This is a genomic window from Limnohabitans sp. Rim47 (assembly GCF_001517545.1).
Taxonomy (GTDB): Bacteria; Pseudomonadota; Gammaproteobacteria; order Burkholderiales; family Burkholderiaceae_C; genus Limnohabitans_A.
This window is the reverse complement of the sequence record NZ_FBYA01000001.1, coordinates 781,054-801,599: the sequence shown is the minus strand read 5'-3', so window position 1 is coordinate 801,599 and position 20,546 is coordinate 781,054. Positions and strand designations below refer to the sequence as shown.

Here is a 20,546-nt window from a genome sequence, read left to right as displayed (position 1 = left end):
GATCACCGTTGCGCTGTAGATGCAGGCGCTGATGCGGGTCCGGCAGGTGCAACTGTTGGCGCTAAGCCACTGACAGCAGCGCCAAAAACCGTGACTTTCTGGCCAGGCGACAGGACATGCACACCTGCAATCACCACTTTTTGCCCGGGCTTCAAGCCAGACTGAATAACCACCTCATTGCCATCGACCGTGCCCACTTCTACCGCTTGGGTGTTCACCGTCATGCTGGCCTCATCCAGCACCCAAACCACAGTGCCTTGGCCTTCCTGGCGCAATGCGCTGGTGGGCAACTTGATCACCGCAGGCTGACTGCCCGGCAAATGGGCCGCCAACACATTGACCGTGGCACCCAAAGGCAATCGCTCAGAGGCGTCCAGCGCCAGCTTGACAGCATAGGTGCGCGTGACCGGATCGGCGCTGGCCGCCAATTCGCGAACTTTGCCTTTCAGGGGCTGCCCGGTACTGACCAATGTGGCTTGCATGCTCTGGCCCAATTTGAGGGCCAAGGCCATCTTCTCCGAGACCGCAAACACCGCATCACGTGGACCATCGTGGGCCAGGCGCACCACAGGCTGACCTGCAGAAACCACCTGCCCCACTTCCGCTTCAACCGCAGTGACGACTGCGGCATGGCTGGCCGTCAGGCGGGTGTAACCGGCCTGGTTACCTTGAGCCTGCGCCTGTGCTTTGGCCTGATTCAGGGCCGCATCGGCCGCTTTTAGAGCGGTGTCGCGCCGTTCCAACTCGGCACCACTGATGAAGTTTTGCGCCTTCAGGGCTTCATAGCGTTTGAACTCTGCCGCCGCCAGATCACGCTGGCTTTGCGCCGCACTCACCTGAGCCAATGCCGCTTGCGCAGCCAATTGGTAGTCTTGCGCGTCAATTTGGGCCAGCAACTGGCCTGCGTCCACCCGCTGCCCCTGTTCGGCAGGGCGCAGCACCAGCTTGCCACCCACCCGAAAACCCAGTCTCGACTCAACCCTTGCCCGCACCTCGGCCGAATACTCGCCCTCTACATCCAATGCACTACCCGCCACCGTGATCAACTTGACCGATCTCAATGGCTCTTTGGGGGGTTCTGTTTTGGAACACGCCACCAAAGTACTCACACACAGAGCGATCGCACACAAATGGAAAACTCGCCCAGTGGCGAGTGACAATGTTGAAGACATGGCGTTCCCGAGAAAATAATAATGACTGACTGGTTAGTAATCTATTCAAAGTTGTCCAATCTGTCAAGCGACAATAGCGATTGACCATGCACATCACCACTTTATTCGAGCGCCAAAAGCACAGCGTAATGAGCACAGCACAGCGCCAACTCTTGCGCGGCGTGTCTCGCTCGTTTGACCTGACCATTCGCCTGTTGCCGGGCACTTTGCAAGCGCCAGTGGCCATTGCTTACCTGCTGGCCCGTGCCACCGACACCGTGGCCGACACCGCCACCCTGCCCCTGGCCGAGCGCCAAGAATTGCTGGACCTCATGACGCAAGTCATCACCGTGCCGGACGCATCAGCCGAACACCACAACGATCTGGCCCGCCTGACCCAAGCCTTTGCCGCGCAACAAACCGACCCGCACGAACGTGCCTTGATGCAAGCCCTGCCCCAATGTCTGCCACTGCTGCAAACGCTAAGCGAAGCCGATCAGGCCAGCATTCGTCTGGTGCTGAGCCACATCACCCAAGGCCAGCAACAGGACATGGCCCGCTTTGGCACCGGCCCACAAACCATCCAAGCCCTCGACACAGAAACCGAGTTGGCGGACTACACCTGGCTCGTGGCTGGCTGCGTGGGCGAGTTCTGGACAGAACTGTGCGATCGGCATCTGCCCGGTTACGCCCGCCTGCCACAAGCCGAGATGATGCACATCGGACGCCAATACGGCATGGGTTTGCAACGCCTGAACATCGTGCGCGATGTCGGTGCCGATCTGGCAGCCGGGCGCTGTTATTGGCCCGTTGAGACTTTGGCCAGCGTGGACCTGACCCCGCACATGCTGGCCCAAGCCGCCCAAACAGGCCACACCGAAACGCTGCAAGCAATGGCACCGCTGTACACCCAGTGGCTGGACCGCACTCAAGCACAACTGGCCGATGGCATGCGCTACGCCCTGGCCCTGAAACCCTTGCGCCTGCGCGTGGCCACGGCTTTGCCCGCACTCATCGGTGCACGCACCGTGGCACTGCTGCGCCAAGCAGGGCCCTCGGCACTGACCCGGCGCGTGAAAATGCCGCGCCATGAAATTCGCCATCTGATGTGGCAGATCACCGTGGGCTTCGCTTCGCCCTCGGCGCTGGAGAGGCAATTCCGACAATTGTCCGGTGACAGCCCGGCTTGAGCGCTGCATTTGGGTGCGAAAATCAGCGCCCATGAACCCGCAAGACTACGTCCAACAAAAGGCCGCCGCATCAGGCAGCAGCTTTTATTACGCCTTCCTGTTTCTCCCCCCAGAACGCCGCGCGGCCATCACCGCGTTTTATGCGTTTTGCCGCGAAGTGGACGACGTGGTCGACGAAATCACCGACCCCAGCGTGGCCGCCGCCAAGCTCGGCTGGTGGCAAAAGGAAGTGCAACAAGCCTACGCAGGCCAGCCCACCCACCCGGTCATGCACGCGCTGATGCCGCTGGCCCCCGCTTTTGGCATTGAAAGCCGTCACCTGATGGCCGTGATCGAAGGCTGCCAGATGGACTTGAACCAGACTCGTTACCTCGACTTTGCGGGCCTCACAAAATATTGCCACTTGGTCGCGGGTGTGGTGGGCGAAGTCGCCGCCAGCATCTTTGGCCAAACGGATGGCGCCACCACCGCCTATGCACACAAGCTGGGGCTGGCTTTTCAAATGACCAACATCATTCGCGACGTGGGCGAAGACGCGCTGCGCGGGCGCATCTACCTGCCGCTGGACGAACAGCAGCGCTTTGGCGTCAAAGCGCAAGACTTGATGCAACGCACTTACTCTGACGGCTTCACCGCGCTGATGAAGTTCCAGACCGAACGCGCTCACGCCCTGTATGACGAAGCCCTGGCCTTGCTGCCTGCGGCCGACCGCCGAGCCCAAAAACCGGGCCTCATGATGGCCAGCATCTACCGGACCCTGTTGCGCGAGATCGAAGCCTCGGGATTCCAGGTGCTGCACCAGCGCATTGCGCTGACACCCCTGCGCAAGCTGTGGCTGGCTTGGAAGATGCAGGCGCTAGGGCGTTTCTGAACACCCTGCGCACGATCCCATCGCAGGGCTTTGGCTACGTCAATGGCCTGAATGGGGCCAAAGCCGCCGACCTACAAATCGTATTCGGGCCAACAGGCACACAGCGCGTGCAAGTCTCGCACCACCAGGTGCGGGCGGGTATCGTCGTGAGTCCAGTCGTGGCCTTCGCGGTTGAGCCAGGCCGCTTGCATGCCGGCGGCCAGCGCGCCCACACAGTCGGCGTGCGCGTCGTCACCGATGTGCAGCACCTCGTGCGGGGTAACGCCTGCGGCCTCGGCCCCCGCCACAAAAATGCGCAAGTCAGGTTTGGCGACGCCCATCGACTTGGCGCTCACACTGGCATGAAAGTGCTGGCCAATACCCACGCGGTGCACATCGGCATTGCCGTTGGACAGCGCCACCACCGGGTAGCGCCGGCTCCAAAAAGTCAAAGCGGGCAGCGCGTCGTCAAACAGGTCGACGCGCTGGCGCTCGGCAAAAAAGACCTCGAATGCGGGCTCAGCCAAGTGGGCCGGGTCACCGGCTTGCAACAGCAACGCACGAATAGCCTCTACCCGCAAAAAAGACAAGTCGTGCGCCCGGTCGGCATGGCGGGCATTGATCTCGGCCCGCACGGCTTTTTTGACCTCCGACTGTTTGGACAGCGCCGCCGTGGCAGGCGCATGCTGCGTGAGCCAGTCGGTCAATACCTCCTCGGCGCGGTGGATGGTCGGCCAGACGGGCCACAAGGTGTCGTCCAGATCAAGGGTAATGGCGCGGATACGGGAGATGTCAAGCATGGTGAGGGAGAATAACGCATGGCATTCAACAAAGAACCCCCCTTCCAGCATGGGCAGCCCTGCGCCCAATCGCCCCGCACCGCCGTGATCTATTGCAACCTGGGCACACCCAGTGCGCCCACGGCCCCGGCCCTGCGGACCTACCTCGCCGAATTTCTGGGCGACAGCCGCGTGGTTGAGATCCCCAAGCCCATCTGGTGGCTGATCCTGCACGGGATCATCTTGCGCGTGCGCCCCAAAAAATCGGCCGCCAAATACGCCAGCATCTGGACCGAAGGTGGCTCGCCGCTCAAAGTTTTCACCGAACAACAAGCCCAATCGCTGGGTACCGTCTTGCAAGAGCGCGGCCACAGCGTGACCGTGCGTTACGCCATGCGCTACGGCCAGCCGTCCATCCCCGAACAGCTCAATGAACTCAAGGCCCAAGGCGTGCAGCGCGTGTTGATCGTTCCAGCCTACCCACAATACAGCGGCACCACCACGGCCAGCGTGTTTGATGCCGTGTACCGCTGGGGCCTCAAAACCCGGCTAATCCCCGAGATGCGCTTTGTCAACCACTATCACGATGACCCGCGCTACATCAACGCGCTGGCCCAAACGGTGCGCGAACATTGGGCGGCCCAAGGCCAAGCCGAAAAATTGGTCATGAGCTTTCATGGCGTGCCCGAGCGGACGCTGCACCTGGGCGACCCTTACCACTGCGAATGCATGAAGACCGGCCGCCTGCTGGCCGAAGCACTGGGCCTGCGCAAAGACCAATACAAACTGACCTTCCAATCCCGCTTTGGCAAGGCCAAATGGCTGGAGCCTTACACCGAGCCCTCACTGATCGCCATGGCCGAGCAAGGTGTCAAAAAGGTGGATGTGATCTGCCCGGGGTTTACGGGAGACTGCCTAGAAACGCTGGAAGAAATTCAGCAAGAAGCGCAAGAAGCGTTTTTGCACGCGGGCGGCGAAAGCTTCAGCTACATCCCCTGCCTGAACAACAACGCGCAATGGATCGAGGCACTTGCCGACATCAGCTTGGACCACATGAAGGGCTGGGATTTGTCAGCGCCTGACGAAGCGGCACTGGCTGCTAGCCATGCGCGGGCGTTGGCCCACGGCGCCAAAGCTTGAGCTTAACTTTTTCGCAGGAGCGATCTCTGCAAGAGATCGCTCCTGCGGAGTAAGTCAACCCGCTAAATACCCCTGACCCACCAACGCCGCCCGCACCTGCGCGGGCGTTTCAAAACGGATGCCTTGCCAGCCGTGCTGTTCAGCGGCGTCGATGTTGTGTTGCACGTCATCGATGAACACCGGCTGCCCGCGCAAGGGCCAGCGCTCTTGTGCGGTGGCAAAGATGCCGGGCAGCGGTTTGATCTGCTGCACATGCGCTGAAAAAATACCTTCTTCAAACTGGCTGAAAAAGCTGTTTTCACGCACCAGATGATCGGCGTAGCCTGCGGGCATGTTGGACAAAAAATACAGCCGATGGCCTTGCGCTTTAAGGTCGTGAATCAGATCCACCGTGCCTTGCATGGGCAACAGGTGTGCGGGGATATTGGCAATCAAATGCCGCAAATCGGCCTCGGCCAGCCCGGTGCGGGCGGCGATGCGCTGGGCCAACGGCTCGGGATCGATGCGCCCGAGGTCAAACAAGGCCCAGTCAGCATCGGGATGAAAAGTCTGAAAAATCTCCCCCGCCCACTGCCGTGCCACCGCCTCGTCGGTCACGCGCTGTGGAAACAGTGTTTGCAACACCACCAACGGCTCCCAGCGGAAGACCACACCGCCCAGATCAAACACCACGTCTTGGCTCATGACTGCACTTTCTTTTAAATCGCCACCACCGAGACGCCTTGACCCGGCAAACTCAGGGCCAAAACCTGGCCGATGCGCCAGTCGCGCTCGACCTCGGGCGAGACCACAAAAACCGGACCCAACTCGGTCTCGAATGTCAGCTCAAAAAAACTGCCCAGATAGGCACATTGCTTGAGCTGCGCGGGCAACATTTGTGCGGGCTGTTCGCCACCGGCCAGTTCGCGCCCCACCAGCCAGGCTTCAGGGCGCACCGCTGCCCGCACTGGACCTGGCGCCACCGGATGGCGAGTCAACAAACGCAGTGGCCCTAGCTGCACCGAGCCATCGGCCAGCGACTGACCATCAAACAGCACCGCCTCGCCCATGAATCCCGCCACAAAAGCGGATGCAGGCCGTTCGTACAAGTCTTGCGGCGTACCCGCCTGCGCGATGCGCCCGGCCTCCATCACGATGATCTGGTCACTCACCGCCAAGGCTTCGCTTTGGTCGTGCGTGACATAAGCCACCGTCAGGCCTAGGCGCTGCTGCAGGTGGCGAATCTCGTCGCGCATAGACCGGCGCAGCCGAGCATCGAGATTGGACAAAGGCTCATCAAACAACAAGACGGATGGCTCCAAAACCAGGGCGCGAGCCAAGGCCACGCGCTGCTGCTGCCCGCCCGACAACTCGCTGGGCAGGCGCTCTTTGTAGCCCGCCAGGCCGACCAACGCCAAGCTTTTGTGGGCGCGCTCCAAGGCCTCTGTTTTGTGCACACCGCTCACGTCCAGCCCGTATCGAACATTGCCGATCACGTTCATGTGCGGGAACAGCGCATAGCTCTGAAACACCATGCTCACATTGCGCTCAGATGGGCCCAAGTGCGTGACATCCACACCGTCAATCAAAATCTGACCGCCCGTGGGCGCTTCCAGCCCGGCGATCATGCGCAAGGTAGTGGTTTTGCCGCAACCCGAGGGGCCAAGAATGGTCGTCAGGCTGCCCTTGGGTACGACAAAGTCGATGCCCTGCACCACCAGCGGCGAATCTGCACCGCCATAGCGCTTGGTGACTTGTTTGAATTGAATGCCCATCGCTTTAAGTCCTTGTTTCAAGCCGGGGTGGATGCAGCGCTTCGGCGGCCCAATTGCCGCTGGCCCACCAACTTTTGAATGCCCCAGGTGATGGCAGACATGAGCAGCATCAGCACGGTGCAATAGGCCAGCGCCACGCCGTAGTCGCCATTGCCCACGCGACCAATGATGTAAGTGGTGGCCAGCTCGTACTGCGCCGTGACCAAAAAGATCACCGCCGATACCGTGGTCATGGAGCGCACAAAGCTGTAGACCAATGCGGCCACCAGCGCAGGCTTGATCAGCGGCAGCACCACTCGGCGCAGCGTGGTGAGTGTGCTGGCCCGCAGCATTTGCGAGGCTTCGTCGAGCGAGCGGTCCAGCTGCTTGAAGGCCGCCGTACCCGCCCGCACGCCCACCGGCAAATTGCGAAACACAAAGCACAGCACGATGACCAAGCCGGTGCCCGTCAGCTCCACCGGCGGCACATTAAAGGCCAGGATGTAGCTCACGCCCAGCACCGTGCCCGGAATGGCAAAGGTCAGCAACGCAGAGAACTCGAACGCCGCCTTGCCCCGAAACTCGGTGCGTGCCAGCAACCAAGCCATCAGCAAGCCCAAGCCCGCACAAATCGGCGCGGCCATGGCAGAAAGGCTGAGCGTGGTGAACAGCGACTTCCAGGCGGTGCCTGCAAACACCCAACCAAACTCGCCCAACTGAACATCAAAAGCAGTTTTGAAGTGCACCAAGGTGAACGTGAAGTCGCGCCCCCAGGTCTGCACAAAACCACCCGCAAAGGCAAACAGGTACACCACCACAGTGAACAACAACCATGGCCCTGCGATGCTGCGGCACACCCGCAACACGGCGGGCGGCAAAGCCATGGAAACGCCTGCGTCGCCCTTGCCCGAGACCGTGGTGAAGCTGCTGCCAGCCAGTACATGGCGCTGAACAAAAAACACCGCTAACGCAAAACCAGTCAACACCAACGCCAACGCCGCTGCCATGCCGGGGTCAAGGGCCGCGCCCACGATGGCAAAAAAGATTTCGGTGGACAGCACCGCATACTGCCCGCCCACGATGATGGGGTTGCCAAAGTCGGCCATGCTCTCGATGAAGCCCACCAAAAATGCGTTAGCCAGGCCGGGCTTGAGCAAGGGCAAAGTCACCGTCCAGAAGGTTTGCATGCGACTGGCACGCAGGGTTTGCGCGGCCTCTTCCATGCTGGGGCTCACGCCCTGCACCACGCCGCGCATGATCATGAAAGCAATCGGCGTGAAGGCGAACATCTGCGCCAGCCAGATACCGAACACGCCGTAAAACCAGCGGCCCGGCTCAACGCCAAAAGCCCATTCAAGCGCCTGATTGAAAAGGCCCGCACGGCCAAACAACAAAATCAAGCCCAGACCCACCACAAACGGCGGTGTGATGATGGGCAGCATTGCCAAAATGTTGAGTGGCTTGGCCAGACGCGTGCTGCCACGTTCGGCCCACAACGCCAACAAGGTGCCCATGACCGTGGTGCCAGTGGCGGTGATGAGCGCCAGCCACAAGGTGTTCCAGGCCACACCGCAGCGCCCTGCCCCTTGCACACAGCCAAGGCCCCAAACCCGTTCAGTGGCCACCCGTTCGAGCAAATGCGTCCAAGCATAAGCGCCAGTGTCGTCCACCCAGGCGGCCACCAGCGAGCGCAGCACCGGGTACACCACAAACAGCGCGAGCAAGGCGCTGCACAACACCACGGCTGAGGCCACAAACACATCACCCCGAAATGCACCCAGTCGGGCCAGCGCGGCGCCCAGCAACACCACCAGGCTGAACAACACCAGGGCAGCGCCCCAGCCCATGCCGTATTGGCCTATGGGCAAGTCGCCCCACAGCGTGGTGAGTGATTCAAAGGTCCAGCCTGTGGCCCCAATGGCAAACCCGCTGCCCAGCAAGCCCAGCAAACCGATCAGGCTGCCCAGCAACAACAGCCAGCCTTGCGTGCGGGCAGTCCAAGGCACCAGCACAGCCAGCCCGCAAACCAGCAAGCCCGCCAATCCCGACCACAGCCAAGGCCGTCCATGCCCGCTCGCCTGCACCCAGCCGCTGGCCGTTTCGGCGCCTGCCCAGATGCCAGGCAAAGCGTCCATCAGGGACATTTGTTGCAGAAAATACCAAGGCAGCAGCGCAAAGCACAGCAGGCCCAAAAGCACCCAGCCTTGCAAAGCGCGCTGCAAACGCAGCGCTGGATTCATCTCAGTTTCTCACTCAACGCGGCAGAGTGTTGACGTCTTTTTCCCAACGCTGAATCAAGCGCTTGCGCTCTGCCGTCTGGCCATATTTGGCGTAGTCGTAGTCGATCATTTTGATTTTGCGGAAGTCCGGCACACGCGGATCGACCTTGGCCGCCTTGTTGGACGGCAACTGAAATTGCAAGGTCGCTGCGGCCAACTCTTGTGCTGCCGGCGTCAAGGCCCACTCGTAAAACCTCTTAGCGGCTTCCAGATTGCGGCTGCCGCGCACGATGGACATGGAGCCAATCTCGGCCCCCGTACCATCGGCCGGGGTAATGGTTTCAATGGGAAAACCTTGGGCTTTTTCGCCTGGGCCGTCATGCACAAAGCTGATCGACACAGCCGTCTCGCCCCGTGCCACGGCCTTGATGGGGCCAGTGCCCGAGCGGGTGTAGGTGCCAATGTTCTTGTGCAGGTTCTTGAGGTATTCAAAGGCTTTTTCTTCGCCCATGAGTTGAACCAGCGTAGCGATCATGGTGTAAGCCGTGCCGCTTGAGGCCGGGTTGGCCGACTGAATTTCGCCTTTGTATTCAGGTTTAAGCAGATCACCCCAAGTCTTGGGCACCGGCATTTTTTTCTTGGCCAGCAATTCGGTGTTGTAGCCAAAACCCAAGGGGCCAGAATAAATGCCCACTGTTTTGAAGCCCGATTGTGCAGCCTGCTTTTGCGCCCAGTCATGCAATTTGGGCAGTGTGGGCGACTTGTATTCGAGGCTCAGGTTTTGCTCGGCGGCCTGCAAGTGCGGATCGCCCGTGCCACCAAACCAGATGTCGGTCTTGGGATTGGCCTTTTCAGCGGTCAATTGCGCAATGGCCTCGCCCGAGCCCTTGGCCGTCATATTGACTTTGATGCCCTGGCTCTTTTCAAATGTGACAGCGATCATGCTGCACCAGGCGGCTTGGGCGGAACAGATGATGTTGACTTCACGGTTTTGTGCCTGCACTTGGGCACTGCTCACCAAAACGGCCAACAAGGGGACTAATTTAAACAAGCTCATAAAAGTTTCCTTCAAGATCAAAACATTGTGCAGGTAAAACGCAGGTAGACAGAGAGTAGAAACACCCGGATGTCAACGCGGGCATTGCACAATCCAGACACTGCCGGCCGCGTCAAACGATTTAATTTCCAGAGGCGTGAGACACCCTGGGCCGGCTGACATCGTAACCAAACCAGCGCATCGAAATCGCTTTGAAGTTTTTGTCGTTGACGAGGGTTTGTACACCCAAGGACAAGCGCTGTTCAAGGCCCTTATTGCCTTTTGCAACAGCCAGGCCCACACGAAGGGGCGCCGCAAAAGGAGCGCCCACCTTGAGCGGCAAGTTGCCTTTTTCTATGTGGTAATCGGCAATCAGGTTTTCTTCAAGTACAGCATCGAGTTTGCGATCAGCCAATGCACGAAAAGCATCTTCAATGCGCTCAAAAGTCTGCACTGAATGACCCAGAGCCCCTCGGGCTTGGGCAGCAATGCCGGTGTTGGCCAGCACACCCAGCTTCTTTCCCAAAAAATCATCGAGACTCATCAGATCGCGCTCATCGTTCTCATGCAGCACACTCACCAACTGAATCGTGGCATAAGACTTTATAAAATCAAAATAGCGCCGATTTTCTGGCGTAACCAGCAGTTGATTTCCAATAAAGTCAATGTCGCCGCTTTGCAGTTTTTTGCGCAAGTTGGTCAAGGTATCGGTCACTGGCACCATGGCAAGGCCTGATGCGCTCAGCAACAAACTGACCACCTCCACATCAAAACCCGTCAAACCACCATCGGTCTGCAAAAAACTATACGGCTGATAGCGGGCAATAAAACCCACGCGCATGAGCGGTTTGTCTTGCGCCTGGGCCGCCAACAACCTGCCCGAACAGGCCAAAAGCAAGGCCTTTTTCAGCCATTCACGCCTTCGATTGACAGACTCTCGAGACATTGGAGGCGCACATGAATCAATCATGAAAAGCCCCCTCAAAGCAATGACGGACTTCGTGCCCTACATAGTTATAGCCCGTCACTTCGGGCGTGATGACCGTGCACTCTTTGCGTAAGACGTTCCAGTATGCACAGGCCATGGGACGAGAGGCAGGACTGATCGGGACCCCTGTGATGCGTGAGCAAAATTCATAGCCATCCTTGCGGACCAAGAGTTTTACTTTGGGCTCATTGAGCATGCGCTGCTCTGGCAGCAATGGCTCAAAACGCATGCGATCCACCATGGGCGGAAGAAATTTGCGCAACAAGATGGCACCCGGCAACTGATTGACGTCCTGAGTTTGGGCCAGCAAGACAGGCGGCATCAAAGCAAATAAGCCACCCAAAAAAACCATGCTGATCCAACAACACCGTGAGCAAATCATGCAGGCTCTCCTGCGCTCAAACACAACAAAAACAAACGACCTATCTGTGAATGGGTCGTGCGCCCGGTGGTCACAATCGTGCAAGTTGCTGGCACACGAGTCCAGAAAACGCAGCCCTCTTGCCAGACCGCAAAACCGTCGTGGCCTTTGATTTGCTCGCAATGCTCAGGGGCGTTTGGCTTGATCAGCCAATGAAGCTGCGGCTGCACGATCTGTTGTTTGTCAACTTCGGGCGGGACGACAACCGAGAAGTCCAACAACAAGTCGCGCGGCTGAGCACACACCAAAGAGGATGCAAAACTCAATAGAAAACACGCCAAACGATTCATGCCCAAGCCAAACGGGGAAATGCGTATTTTATTACCAACAAATAGCGCAATTCCGGCGTTCAACTATTACAAAAAGATCGTGTGATTCGGATCTGAAGCTAAGCGCAAAAAAATGCGCTTTCTAGCTACTAAAGGTTTAAAAACTCATTCCCACTCAATACATACACAGGTAAAAACCCTAATAAAATCAATAGCTTGCATGGACTGATTTTGCGTGTGTAAGTTTTGTGTGAGTTTGAGGGCATTCAGGAAGTAGATAAGGCTTGCTTAAAGTATTGAAAATCAAGGCTTAAGCAAAAATTTGGATACACAATGTGTAGCAATTATAAAAGTCAAATTCGCCTCACATCACAAAACCAAATTTTTGACTCATAACCATTCCAAGTTCCATACTGGATGGAATCACCTGATTTTAATAAAAATAAATTTTTCAAGGTTAGAGGATATGAATCTTCCCAATTAATTAGTTTCATTCTCCTGTAAGTTCCATCATCAAGCAACAAGATAATTTCATTATCTTTGATGTAAAAACCATAAAAAATTGCTTTATTCCATGTGACGGCACCTAAAATATGTGTCATAGTAAATCAAAATAAAATTTTCTTTGCCTCTTTAACACACTTGCCTTCAATCTCAAGATTTACATACATATCGCGAACTCTGGAAGGCAACAAATCGTTAATCCAGCTACTAAAGCCATATATTGTATGATGCCAAGAAAAACTTCCATCAACTCTATCGAGCACTATAAACCTTCGTGTATAAGAATATAAGCTTCGTTCAATTGAGTATTTTTCATCATCTTTGAACTTCTTATAGCGTTCACGTGTGTAGCTACCACGATAATATGTATCCTTTACCTCTAAACCACCATACTCAAACAAATGATCGTTGCTTGGATCAGAAAAAACAGAAGGTATGTTTTTAAACTCATAATCATTATTAACCGTAATAAATCCGTCAGCTATTGTAACAATTAACGTCATGGGCTTTATTTTAAAGAATTTATCGCTCTCATTTTTAGTGATGTTTATATTAACAGATGGACCAACCTTAGCGGCACCTTCACAACGAAGGTAAATTTTATCTTGTCCTAATACGGAGGTACTTGCGAAAGCACAAAGATAGACAATGAGAAAGGTTAGATGAGACTTAAATTTGAGCATAACAGCAGCCGTTTTGACATGTAGGTTGGTTGCTTCTATGATATGAGAGGAGTTAGCAATTGTCAATCTCAGCACCTAAGGAGTCCTCAATGTCACGTGTAGACGAAATCAACGCACAAATCGCCAAGCTGGAAGCGGAACGTGCCTCTGCCATCAGCGCAGAACGTGCCAATGTTCTTGCGAAGATGAAAGCTGACATCAAGCTCTATGGCTTCAAAACGTCAGACTTCAAAGGTGTGCTTGCAACACGTGCTAAGCGTAGCCCCAACGGTACACGTGCGGCGAAGAAGACGACGGCTAAGAAAACTGCAAAATAATAATTGCTTAATTAGCTATGATTAAGGCACAACAAGCAACAGTTATAGGTTCACGCATGAGTGAACAAGACATAACCTCATATCTTGGATTTACGCCTGATACATTCAATAAAGAATTCACTGAACTAATCAGGGAAATTTGTGTTGAACGTGGCTATTACAACAAAACAGTCTCTAAAAAAATTAAATTTTATCGACTGCCTGATTCAGACTATGAAAAATTAACTGACGGACAAGAGGTGATGCTTCAAGTTCTTAAAAATGGACACAAATGGCACCCAGATGTGGCATTTATGTTTTTGGATTTTAAAGAAGCTGAAGCAACAGTAAATTCTAAATATCCTTACGGAAAAATGGATGAACTTACTCGTGCTCAATATGTCCGCGACATCAGTGAATTTATTGGAATTAAACTAAAGAAGATTGACTTATTAAACTAACTCAATCGCCTTGCGCTTCATTGCATCGTTAACGTCTATGTAAGCCTGTGTAGTTGAGATATTCGCGTGCCTTGCGATGCTTTGTAACACCCTAACGCTGACGCCTTTGTCTGCCAAATTGGTGATTAGCGTGCGTCTTGGGCTGTGGCTTGACGCACCCTCAATGCCTACACTTTTAAACAAGTGATGGAAGAATTGGCAAAGCGTGTTGCTGTTCCATCCATCTTGCGGACGCTTTTGTGAATAGAACAGTTTGTCTGTGGGTGCCTTTGGCGGCACTGATTTAACATACGCTTGAAGTTCTTTGCGTAGCTTGTCGCTGACAAATACCGTCCCTGCTTTGCTGCCCTTTGTCTGTTCTGGCGTTAAGCGGATTTCAGCCCTAATCTTGCCCTCCCCGTCAATTACGTCTTCATAGCGCAAAGCCGCGCACTCCTTAACACGCAGTCCTGCGTAGTACATCGTCAACAACATCGCACGATTACGCTCGCTGTGCTTGCGTGTTGCTACGTAGTCCAGCACACGACGGATTTCTTGTGCTGAAAGTGTTTTTGCTTGCTTGGACATAAGTGCTCTCCTAAATGTAAGCTTTTCAATGTCTAAAGCATAAATTCTTTGTTTCTTAATTCCTACCTGTTTTTGGCTTTGTTGGTTCAAGTTGTTTTCCTTAATGATTTCAACGACTTAGCGTGTGAATGCGAAAAAACCAAAGCTAATACATAAAAGCTTTGGTTCTTTATTTATTGGTTTTAATGTGGGATTTTTGCGACCAAGCCTGCTTACGCTGTACAAGCCCTACACGCTGTTTTTCACTGTGCCAGCTACCCAATGCTTCGCTCAGTGCTTTTAAGCGTTTGTAGCTTGTTTTAGCGTGTCAGTTCTGCCCTACTGCTTTTGATTTGCTTTATAGCTGTTCAAATATGATGTGTACTGCTCATTGTTTGAGTGTTTGCTCTAGTACTTTAGTTAAGTTTCATTGTTTGTGTGTTTGATTGCTTGTTTGATTTTTGTTTTAGACATAGCTACGCCATTAAGCATATTTCTATGCTTTCAACCATCAACCGCAAGCGTCACTGGGACAGGAATGCTTAACTACGGCAGGTAAAGATTTTTCATATCTTTACCGTCCAGTTTCTTTGTGATGTATGTGAGCCAACCCTCGTCAATCAAGTCGAGTTTGTATCTGTATTTGTCTACCAAAATATCTGCGTCTGCGACATAGTTTGGATTTGTAATTTCAAAGTCGCCACTTAACTCAATTGCTTTATGCACAGCCCTAACAAATTGCTTTATTGGCATCTGCTCTGGCTTTCGAATGGCAAAGTGTGTGTGTAAGTCAATCAGCTCTTGTTCACCCTCCGTCACCATCACAATGTCCAAACGCTTGTTGAAGCGTTTGTACGCTTGCTTGTAAATGAGCCTGTTTAAAAGCTCAACAAATCTATTGCTGGCGCTTACAAGCTCACTGCTGTTTAAGTGACGCAGAACTTGTGTGTTTTTCATCCCGTAGCGAGCTGATTTCTGCTTGTGATGCACCTTTTTGGGCATCAGCGTCAAACCCATGTCAAAACGCTTCTCGCAGCCCTTGCCAAGCCAATCAGCAAGCACCTGCCTGCGTGACAGCCTGTCATAGCCCTTTTGCTGGCATCTTTCTTGTAGTTCCTGTAATTTGCTCATACGTTTATTTATGCAAACCAAAGAAAAGGAGATGGTTTTTCAGGTTGTCCTATAGACATTTTGGTTATATAGTTTAGCTTTTAACAACCAAAAAGGTGATATATGACAGTCATTGCAAAGCTTAAGCTGGTATCCAGCAAAAAGGAACGTATCGTTAGCCCAATCGTTGCTCGCAGGAACAAGCTTGCTGGCAAAATTGATGAGCAATTACTGTTTGCAACTGCTCAGCGAGATGGACAGATTTATGCTCCAAAACGGCTAAAAAACGTCATCGACAAAGCCACTGGCGAGCGTAAAACAGTTGAAGCAACTAAGCGTATTAAGGAATGGTATTGGACGAACAGTGCTGGAAAAATTCATCTGTCAGTTCGCTACGGAAGCAAGACACTGGAACTGGCTAAAGGCAAGAACGCTATTGAATTGAACTCTGGCGATGAGTTGCTTGCAACATTGGTAACGCTGAAAGATGCTGTTATAGCTGGTGAATTAGATGATGCTATCGCCCAAGCAAGCGATAAACTCAAAGCGGGATTCACCAAATAAAGTTATTTTAAGATTCCAAATAGCTCCATTTAAGATTACTGATAAGTAATTTTGAATGGATCTTTCTTATGACTATAAATGAACTTAAAGGTATCAAACCAGTTGGACCTATGACGCCTGAAAAGGCACGAATTGAAGCACTCAAAAAAACGAAGGATGCGGCAGCTAAAAACTTAAAGGCAGAGAGAGAACGTCAAAAACTTGCAAAAGCGAGAGACACCGTTTCTGCTCTCGCTTTTAAGTCAATTAAGCTTTGATGTAGGCACCATACAAGCTGTCGTTTTCTTTTCCGTTTGCGACACGGTTTGTCTGTCTTTTTAAACCCCGCTGTAGGGCTTTTTTGACGTGTTTATTGGTGCCATTAAGCATTTACTTAAGGGGAATTTTAAGGAAACCACCCCAGTCTGATATGAGCGCACCTTCAGACTCAATCATCCATCGCATTGATGTAAATTTATAACTTTTTCGAGTTGGGTCCACCCAATCTTTATTCTCGTAAATTACTTCAGAATTTTTACCACATAACTTTTGGATGAAAACACCTCTATACCAAATTGCTCTATTGCCTTTTTCTCCGCCAGTCCGCATTACATATAAGCAGTTGTCATTTTTGGACTGTATAAAATCCAAAACATTGCCAGCACCAGACACGGGCGGAATAGTTAACCCGCCAAAATATGAAAACTCATTTTTACCATTATTAAAATATATAGTTGTGGGCGTTTCCCACTCATGCGCACCAGATATAACGTCGAATTTTCCATCATTATTTACATCTACTAGTTCAATTGAAAATGCACGCTTGATTTGACTAAAAGTCCTATCATATTTGAACTTGCCATCTCCTAAGTTCATATAGAGTTTAGGGCTATTCATTGTACCTACTAGTAAATCAGGCAACCCATCTCCGTTAAAATCTTCACTTGCGCCTCCATGATAAAAATCCACATCATCGTGCAAAACTTGAAAATCATATTCATTAGAAGATTTACTCAATAAAATCTTCATCTTTTCACCTGGAAATGGCATTGCATCATATCCCTGACACATAAATGCAAAATCAATTACATTGTCATTATTAAAATCAGCAGAAACTATTTTTCGAGCATGGATACATGTCTCTGCTTTGTAATTTATTTTCACATCTGCTTTCAGCCACTCTGAATTCTTCATCACATAAAAATTTACTATTCCAGATTTTGCTTGTTGCAATGTGTGATTATGCGTTTGATACCCATGCTCATTTGCAAGCAAGCCATTATTTCCATCGCTATATTTAAAAAATGCTCTTGCCTCCGCCAATAATGGCGTACGCCCCCAAGAGTCAAGAGGAAATGTTTCAGAATAGAAAGGTGGATGCTTGGCGTTCTGATAGGAGCTTATCTTGTCAAATGAATTGGCATTCGTACAATTTAAATAAACTACCAAAAACAAGAAAATCAACTTTTTAAAATCAGTCATTATTTGCCTCTTTCATTGATTAAAATTTACTTAGGAATCAGCATCCCGTCTTTGTACTCGTAATCTGCCAAAGCGTTGCTAATCATCTTCGCTTCTGTTGTGTGGTAATAAGTCTTCTCAATTTGAGTGATGCTCGTACCGCACATCTCTGCTACTGACGCAGGTGGCAAGTTACTGTTGACACGTTGAGTTATGAAGTAATGCCTCAAGCTGTAAGGAACTAAACCACGCTTATCTGAGTTAGGAATCTTAGCTAAGGCAACTAACTTATCAAAATGAATCCCAATTGCTCTTGCTGTAATTGCTGTCTTGCCGTTAGTACTGAACATCAGTTCATCCTTAACCAACTCATATAGCTTAGGCTCTGCTATCTTTTCTTTATGCCTCCGTCGTGTTAGTTCAATCAAGCCTTTCAAGTACACAGAATCCTTAACTACAAACTGACGTGTCTTTCTAACTTTACTTGTCTCTCCACGTACCGTAACTTTAATCAAGTCAAAGCCATTGCCTCTTGCTTCTGTGTGTTCCATATCTTCAATGTCACTCCACTTAAGCTGTAGCTGTTCGCCACGCCTTAAGCCTGTAATCAGCGAGAAGCCCAAGTAATAACCGCAGACAGCTTTGACTAAGTTATTTGGCTCTGACCAGTCCTTTTCTGCTTCCTTTATGTACTTGCTTAACTCAACTGTCCAACGTGCAGTTTCGTCATCTGTAAAAGTATTTCGTCTGTTAGCCTCTGAGCCTTTGTCAACAGCTTTAAGCTTCTTAAAGTCAAAGCCGTCAATGTATGTTTCTTTGTGTTTGTAAAGCCACGCCATCATTGCGTTGACTGAACTTTGCTCGTTCTCAACAGTTGTTTGACTTATGCGTATCGTTTCTTTTTTCTTTGTCTTTGTGCGACTGGCAAAATAATCTTCACAATCTGTACGCTCAAGCTCCTTAAGCTTCACATCTTTGCCAATAAATGTGAGCCAGTGCTTAAGATGTGTTGCGATAGTGTTGTACCTGCCGCTGACAATGAAGCCGTTTGTAACGTCCTTCTTTCTGTGCTCCAAGTACATTTCAACACCCATACGTGTTGTGATTGAAAAGTAGCTTTTACCTTGTAACTGCCCTGCCATAAGCTCGTGATAGTGGAGCTTGGCTTTGTCTATTGCTGTACTTCTATTTCGCGTTTTTAAGCTGAATCGTGCGTACTTGTGCTCCTTAGCGAGCCACATACGCATCTGCCAATATTCACCGCGTTTGTAGACTAACGCATCCTCGAAAATTGGGATTTCGTCGTCACTAAATTCTTGTTTTTTGAGTGTCATCGAACTTTTGGGTAACTACAGTTTTGAGTAGCCGCAACGCTGTGCGACTCTTTGTGCAACTGTAAACCCAAAAGCGTTTAAAAGCAACGACTTAGCGTGTCGCGTGAAACTTTTGTGTAAGTTGAAAACCTATATAAATCAATAACTTAGCTCACAAAAGTCACTCCCACTCGATCGTCGCCGGTGGTTTCGATGACACGTCGTAGGTCACTCGGTTAATGCCACGCACCTCGTTGATGATGCGGCCCGATACCTTCTTGAGCAGCGCATAGGGCAGCTCGGCCCAATCAGCGGTCATGAAGTCGCTGGTTTGCACCGCACGCAAGGCCACCACATAGTCATAGGTGCGGCCATCGCCCATCACGCCCACGCTTTTCACGGGCAAGAACACAGTGAAGGCTTGGCTGGTCAAGTCGTACCAGCTTTTACCGGATTCGTCCGTGAAGTTGCGCAGCTCTTCGATGAAGATGGCGTCCGCACGGCGCAGCAGGTCAGCGTATTCTTTTTTAACTTCGCCCAAAATCCGAACGCCCAAGCCGGGGCCTGGGAAGGGGTGGCGGTAGACCATCTCACGCGGCAGGCCCAGGGCCACACCGAGTTCGCGAACTTCGTCTTTGAACAACTCGCGCAAAGGCTCTAGCAGTTTCAGGCCCAGTTGCTCGGGCAAACCGCCCACGTTGTGGTGGCTCTTGATGGTGACGGCCTTCTTGCTCTTGGCACCGCCGGACTCGATCACGTCGGGGTAAATCGTGCCTTGGGCGAGGAAGGTCGCGCCCTTGTGGCCGCCGTCGCCCGCTTTAAGTTTCGCAGCCTGCTCTTTGAACACATCGACAAATAGGCCGCCGATGATCTTGCGCTTGGCTTCGGGTTCGCTCACACCCGTCAGCTTGCCCAGGAACAAATCGCTGGCATCCACGCGAATGACGTGCGCGTGCAACTTGCCGACAAACATGTCCATGACCATGTCGCCTTCGTTCAGGCGCAGCAAGCCGTGGTCCACAAACACACAGGTCAACTTGTCGCCAATGGCGCGGTGGATCAATGCAGCAGCCACAGAGGAATCCACACCGCCAGACAGGCCGAGGATGACTTCTTCGTCACCGACTTGCTCGCGGATCTTGGCAACGGCTTCTTCGATGTAGTCGCCCATGATCCAGTCTTGGCGGGCCTTGCAAATGTCGAGCACAAACCGGTTGAGCAGCGCCTGGCCTTGAACGGTGTGCGTGACTTCAGGGTGGAACTGCACCGCGTAAAAGTGGCGGGACTCATCGGCCATGCCCGCAATGGGGCAAGCCGGTGTCGAGGCCATGACCTTGAAGCCTTCGGGGAGTTGGGTGACTTTGTCGCCATGGCTCATCCAGACCTTGAGCATGCCGTGGCCTTCGGGCGTGGCGAAGTCTTCAATGCCCTTAAGCAATTCGGTGTGACCATGGGCGCGCACTTCGGCGTAGCCGAACTCGCGGGTGTGACCAGCTTCGACCTTGCCGCCCAATTGCTCGGCCATGGTCTGCATGCCGTAGCAGATGCCCAAAACTGGGATACCCAGCTCAAAAACGGCATCGGGTGCGCGGTCATCCACTTCGTAGACGCTGGCGTGCGAGCCCGACAAGATCACGCCTTTGAGGTTACCGTCTTTGGCGTACTCGCGCACCCAGTCGCTGCTCACGTCGCAGGGATGCACTTCACAAAACACATGTGCTTCGCGCACGCGGCGGGCGATCAGCTGGGTGACTTGCGAGCCGAAGTCGAGGATCAGAATTTTGGAGTGCTGCATGGCAGGCGTCGTTCTTTGAGAAATGAAAAGGCGTCTGGGGTGCAGACGCCTTGGTGGT

At 52.6% G+C, this 20,546-nt stretch carries 23 protein-coding genes; 7 read left to right on the top strand and 16 right to left on the bottom strand.

All coding sequences use genetic code 11. The features are described from left to right. Positions 1-2 precede the first annotated feature (2 nt). On the bottom strand, positions 3-1,172 hold the full coding sequence (locus tag BN3544_RS03670; RefSeq protein ID WP_026036447.1) for an efflux RND transporter periplasmic adaptor subunit: 1,170 nt from the start codon (positions 1,170-1,172) through the stop codon (positions 3-5). An 86-nt stretch (positions 1,173-1,258) separates the two neighbouring features. On the opposite strand from BN3544_RS03670, the gene BN3544_RS03665 reads away from it, so the two are divergent. Continuing rightward, positions 1,259-2,341, top strand: coding sequence for a squalene/phytoene synthase family protein (locus BN3544_RS03665; RefSeq protein WP_019428824.1), 1,083 nt, complete (start codon positions 1,259-1,261; stop codon positions 2,339-2,341). Positions 2,342-2,372: 31 nt separating this feature from the next. Next, positions 2,373-3,212, top strand: a complete 840-nt coding sequence (hpnD, locus tag BN3544_RS03660; protein ID WP_019428823.1) for a presqualene diphosphate synthase HpnD — start codon at positions 2,373-2,375, stop codon at positions 3,210-3,212. A gap of 71 nt (positions 3,213-3,283) precedes the next feature. Here hpnD and BN3544_RS03655 read toward each other — a convergent pair whose 3' ends face one another. Then, positions 3,284-3,991 carry an HAD family hydrolase gene (locus BN3544_RS03655; RefSeq protein WP_019428822.1) on the bottom strand — a complete coding sequence of 236 codons (708 nt, stop codon included), beginning with the start codon at positions 3,989-3,991 and terminating at the stop codon, positions 3,284-3,286. An 18-nt stretch (positions 3,992-4,009) separates the two neighbouring features. Here BN3544_RS03655 and hemH point away from each other — a divergent pair, with 18 nt between their 5' ends. Next, complete coding sequence (hemH, locus tag BN3544_RS03650) at positions 4,010-5,110, top strand: ferrochelatase (protein ID WP_019428821.1); 1,101 nt, start codon at positions 4,010-4,012, stop codon at positions 5,108-5,110. Positions 5,111-5,164: 54 nt separating this feature from the next. Here the strand turns inward: hemH and BN3544_RS03645 are convergent, their stop codons facing one another. The 9 genes from BN3544_RS03645 to BN3544_RS14235 form a co-directional block, all read right to left on the bottom strand. Then, the gene (locus tag BN3544_RS03645) at positions 5,165-5,794 is read right to left on the bottom strand and encodes an HAD family hydrolase (protein WP_019428820.1); all 630 of its coding nucleotides are present in this window, start codon (positions 5,792-5,794) and stop codon (positions 5,165-5,167) included. A 14-nt stretch (positions 5,795-5,808) separates the two neighbouring features. Beyond that, positions 5,809-6,864, bottom strand: a complete 1,056-nt coding sequence (locus BN3544_RS03640; RefSeq protein ID WP_019428819.1) for an ABC transporter ATP-binding protein — start codon at positions 6,862-6,864, stop codon at positions 5,809-5,811. 17 nt (positions 6,865-6,881) lie between these two features. After that, positions 6,882-9,083: an ABC transporter permease gene (locus BN3544_RS03635; protein ID WP_019428818.1), complete on the bottom strand. Its 2,202-nt coding sequence runs from the start codon at positions 9,081-9,083 to the stop codon at positions 6,882-6,884. 13 nt (positions 9,084-9,096) lie between these two features. Further along, complete coding sequence (locus BN3544_RS03630; RefSeq protein WP_019428817.1) at positions 9,097-10,119, bottom strand: ABC transporter substrate-binding protein; 1,023 nt, start codon at positions 10,117-10,119, stop codon at positions 9,097-9,099. 121 nt (positions 10,120-10,240) lie between these two features. Further along, a complete protein-coding gene (locus BN3544_RS03625) occupies positions 10,241-10,939 on the bottom strand; it encodes a substrate-binding periplasmic protein (protein WP_231733897.1) in 699 nt (232 codons plus the stop codon). A 121-nt stretch (positions 10,940-11,060) separates the two neighbouring features. Further along, on the bottom strand, positions 11,061-11,438 hold the full coding sequence (locus BN3544_RS03620; protein ID WP_019428815.1) for a hypothetical protein: 378 nt from the start codon (positions 11,436-11,438) through the stop codon (positions 11,061-11,063). Positions 11,439-11,464: 26 nt separating this feature from the next. After that, entirely contained in the window at positions 11,465-11,860 is a 396-nt protein-coding gene (locus BN3544_RS03615) for a hypothetical protein (RefSeq protein ID WP_155820326.1), read from the bottom strand. Positions 11,861-12,129: 269 nt separating this feature from the next. Then, positions 12,130-12,378, bottom strand: coding sequence for a hypothetical protein (locus tag BN3544_RS14240; RefSeq protein ID WP_155820324.1), 249 nt, complete (start codon positions 12,376-12,378; stop codon positions 12,130-12,132). A gap of 6 nt (positions 12,379-12,384) precedes the next feature. Continuing rightward, positions 12,385-13,029: a hypothetical protein gene (locus BN3544_RS14235; protein WP_197409900.1), complete on the bottom strand. Its 645-nt coding sequence runs from the start codon at positions 13,027-13,029 to the stop codon at positions 12,385-12,387. 23 nt (positions 13,030-13,052) lie between these two features. On the opposite strand from BN3544_RS14235, the gene BN3544_RS03610 reads away from it, so the two are divergent. Continuing rightward, entirely contained in the window at positions 13,053-13,280 is a 228-nt protein-coding gene (locus BN3544_RS03610; RefSeq protein WP_019428813.1) for an H-NS family nucleoid-associated regulatory protein, read from the top strand. Positions 13,281-13,336: 56 nt separating this feature from the next. Further along, complete coding sequence (locus BN3544_RS03605) at positions 13,337-13,720, top strand: helix-turn-helix domain-containing protein (protein ID WP_019428812.1); 384 nt, start codon at positions 13,337-13,339, stop codon at positions 13,718-13,720. Here the strand turns inward: BN3544_RS03605 and BN3544_RS03600 are convergent. Both BN3544_RS03600 and BN3544_RS03595 read right to left on the bottom strand, forming a co-directional pair. Further along, positions 13,712-14,287, bottom strand: a complete 576-nt coding sequence (locus BN3544_RS03600) for a tyrosine-type recombinase/integrase (protein WP_019428811.1) — start codon at positions 14,285-14,287, stop codon at positions 13,712-13,714. The genes BN3544_RS03605 and BN3544_RS03600 overlap by 9 nt on opposite strands. Before the next feature lie 525 nt (positions 14,288-14,812). Continuing rightward, entirely contained in the window at positions 14,813-15,397 is a 585-nt protein-coding gene (locus BN3544_RS03595; protein ID WP_019428810.1) for a hypothetical protein, read from the bottom strand. 102 nt (positions 15,398-15,499) lie between these two features. Between BN3544_RS03595 and BN3544_RS03590 the strand changes: the two genes are divergently transcribed. Beyond that, positions 15,500-15,940: a DUF6641 family protein gene (locus tag BN3544_RS03590; protein ID WP_019428809.1), complete on the top strand. Its 441-nt coding sequence runs from the start codon at positions 15,500-15,502 to the stop codon at positions 15,938-15,940. Between the two features lie 68 nt (positions 15,941-16,008). Further along, positions 16,009-16,197: a hypothetical protein gene (locus BN3544_RS03585; protein WP_019428808.1), complete on the top strand. Its 189-nt coding sequence runs from the start codon at positions 16,009-16,011 to the stop codon at positions 16,195-16,197. A 112-nt stretch (positions 16,198-16,309) separates the two neighbouring features. On the opposite strand, the gene BN3544_RS14060 is transcribed toward BN3544_RS03585, so the two are convergent. The 3 genes from BN3544_RS14060 to guaA all read right to left on the bottom strand — a co-directional run bounded on the left by BN3544_RS14060 (position 16,310) and on the right by guaA (position 20,488). Further along, positions 16,310-17,401 carry an FG-GAP repeat domain-containing protein gene (locus BN3544_RS14060; protein WP_081499338.1) on the bottom strand — a complete coding sequence of 364 codons (1,092 nt, stop codon included), beginning with the start codon at positions 17,399-17,401 and terminating at the stop codon, positions 16,310-16,312. Between the two features lie 26 nt (positions 17,402-17,427). Beyond that, the gene (locus BN3544_RS03580; RefSeq protein WP_019428806.1) at positions 17,428-18,714 is read right to left on the bottom strand and encodes a tyrosine-type recombinase/integrase; all 1,287 of its coding nucleotides are present in this window, start codon (positions 18,712-18,714) and stop codon (positions 17,428-17,430) included. Positions 18,715-18,874: 160 nt separating this feature from the next. Further along, positions 18,875-20,488, bottom strand: coding sequence for a glutamine-hydrolyzing GMP synthase (gene guaA / locus BN3544_RS03575; RefSeq protein WP_019428805.1), 1,614 nt, complete (start codon positions 20,486-20,488; stop codon positions 18,875-18,877). Between the last annotated feature and the right edge of the window lie 58 nt (positions 20,489-20,546).

Excerpts from the sequence above, each read along its gene's own strand:
- BN3544_RS03600 (WP_019428811.1), bottom strand. The coding sequence starts at position 14,287 with ATGTCCAAGCAAGCAAAAACACTTTCAGCACAAGAAATCCGTCGTGTG.
- BN3544_RS03635 (WP_019428818.1), bottom strand. The coding sequence starts at position 9,083 with ATGAATCCAGCGCTGCGTTTGCAGCGCGCTTTGCAAGGCTGGGTGCTT.
- BN3544_RS03610 (WP_019428813.1), top strand. The coding sequence starts at position 13,053 with ATGTCACGTGTAGACGAAATCAACGCACAAATCGCCAAGCTGGAAGCG.
- hemH (WP_019428821.1), top strand. The coding sequence starts at position 4,010 with ATGGCATTCAACAAAGAACCCCCCTTCCAGCATGGGCAGCCCTGCGCC.
- hpnD (WP_019428823.1), top strand. The coding sequence starts at position 2,373 with ATGAACCCGCAAGACTACGTCCAACAAAAGGCCGCCGCATCAGGCAGC.
- BN3544_RS03605 (WP_019428812.1), top strand. The coding sequence starts at position 13,337 with ATGAGTGAACAAGACATAACCTCATATCTTGGATTTACGCCTGATACA.
- BN3544_RS03585 (WP_019428808.1), top strand. The coding sequence starts at position 16,009 with ATGACTATAAATGAACTTAAAGGTATCAAACCAGTTGGACCTATGACG.
- BN3544_RS03620 (WP_019428815.1), bottom strand. The coding sequence starts at position 11,438 with ATGGTTTTTTTGGGTGGCTTATTTGCTTTGATGCCGCCTGTCTTGCTG.
- BN3544_RS03640 (WP_019428819.1), bottom strand. The coding sequence starts at position 6,864 with ATGGGCATTCAATTCAAACAAGTCACCAAGCGCTATGGCGGTGCAGAT.
- guaA (WP_019428805.1), bottom strand. The coding sequence starts at position 20,488 with ATGCAGCACTCCAAAATTCTGATCCTCGACTTCGGCTCGCAAGTCACC.
- BN3544_RS03625 (WP_231733897.1), bottom strand. The coding sequence starts at position 10,939 with ATGCGCGTGGGTTTTATTGCCCGCTATCAGCCGTATAGTTTTTTGCAG.
- BN3544_RS03580 (WP_019428806.1), bottom strand. The coding sequence starts at position 18,714 with ATGACACTCAAAAAACAAGAATTTAGTGACGACGAAATCCCAATTTTC.
- BN3544_RS14060 (WP_081499338.1), bottom strand. The coding sequence starts at position 17,401 with ATGACTGATTTTAAAAAGTTGATTTTCTTGTTTTTGGTAGTTTATTTA.
- BN3544_RS03665 (WP_019428824.1), top strand. The coding sequence starts at position 1,259 with ATGCACATCACCACTTTATTCGAGCGCCAAAAGCACAGCGTAATGAGC.
- BN3544_RS03645 (WP_019428820.1), bottom strand. The coding sequence starts at position 5,794 with ATGAGCCAAGACGTGGTGTTTGATCTGGGCGGTGTGGTCTTCCGCTGG.
- BN3544_RS03590 (WP_019428809.1), top strand. The coding sequence starts at position 15,500 with ATGACAGTCATTGCAAAGCTTAAGCTGGTATCCAGCAAAAAGGAACGT.
- BN3544_RS03595 (WP_019428810.1), bottom strand. The coding sequence starts at position 15,397 with ATGAGCAAATTACAGGAACTACAAGAAAGATGCCAGCAAAAGGGCTAT.
- BN3544_RS03655 (WP_019428822.1), bottom strand. The coding sequence starts at position 3,991 with ATGCTTGACATCTCCCGTATCCGCGCCATTACCCTTGATCTGGACGAC.
- BN3544_RS03630 (WP_019428817.1), bottom strand. The coding sequence starts at position 10,119 with ATGAGCTTGTTTAAATTAGTCCCCTTGTTGGCCGTTTTGGTGAGCAGT.
- BN3544_RS14240 (WP_155820324.1), bottom strand. The coding sequence starts at position 12,378 with ATGACACATATTTTAGGTGCCGTCACATGGAATAAAGCAATTTTTTAT.
- BN3544_RS03670 (WP_026036447.1), bottom strand. The coding sequence starts at position 1,172 with ATGTCTTCAACATTGTCACTCGCCACTGGGCGAGTTTTCCATTTGTGT.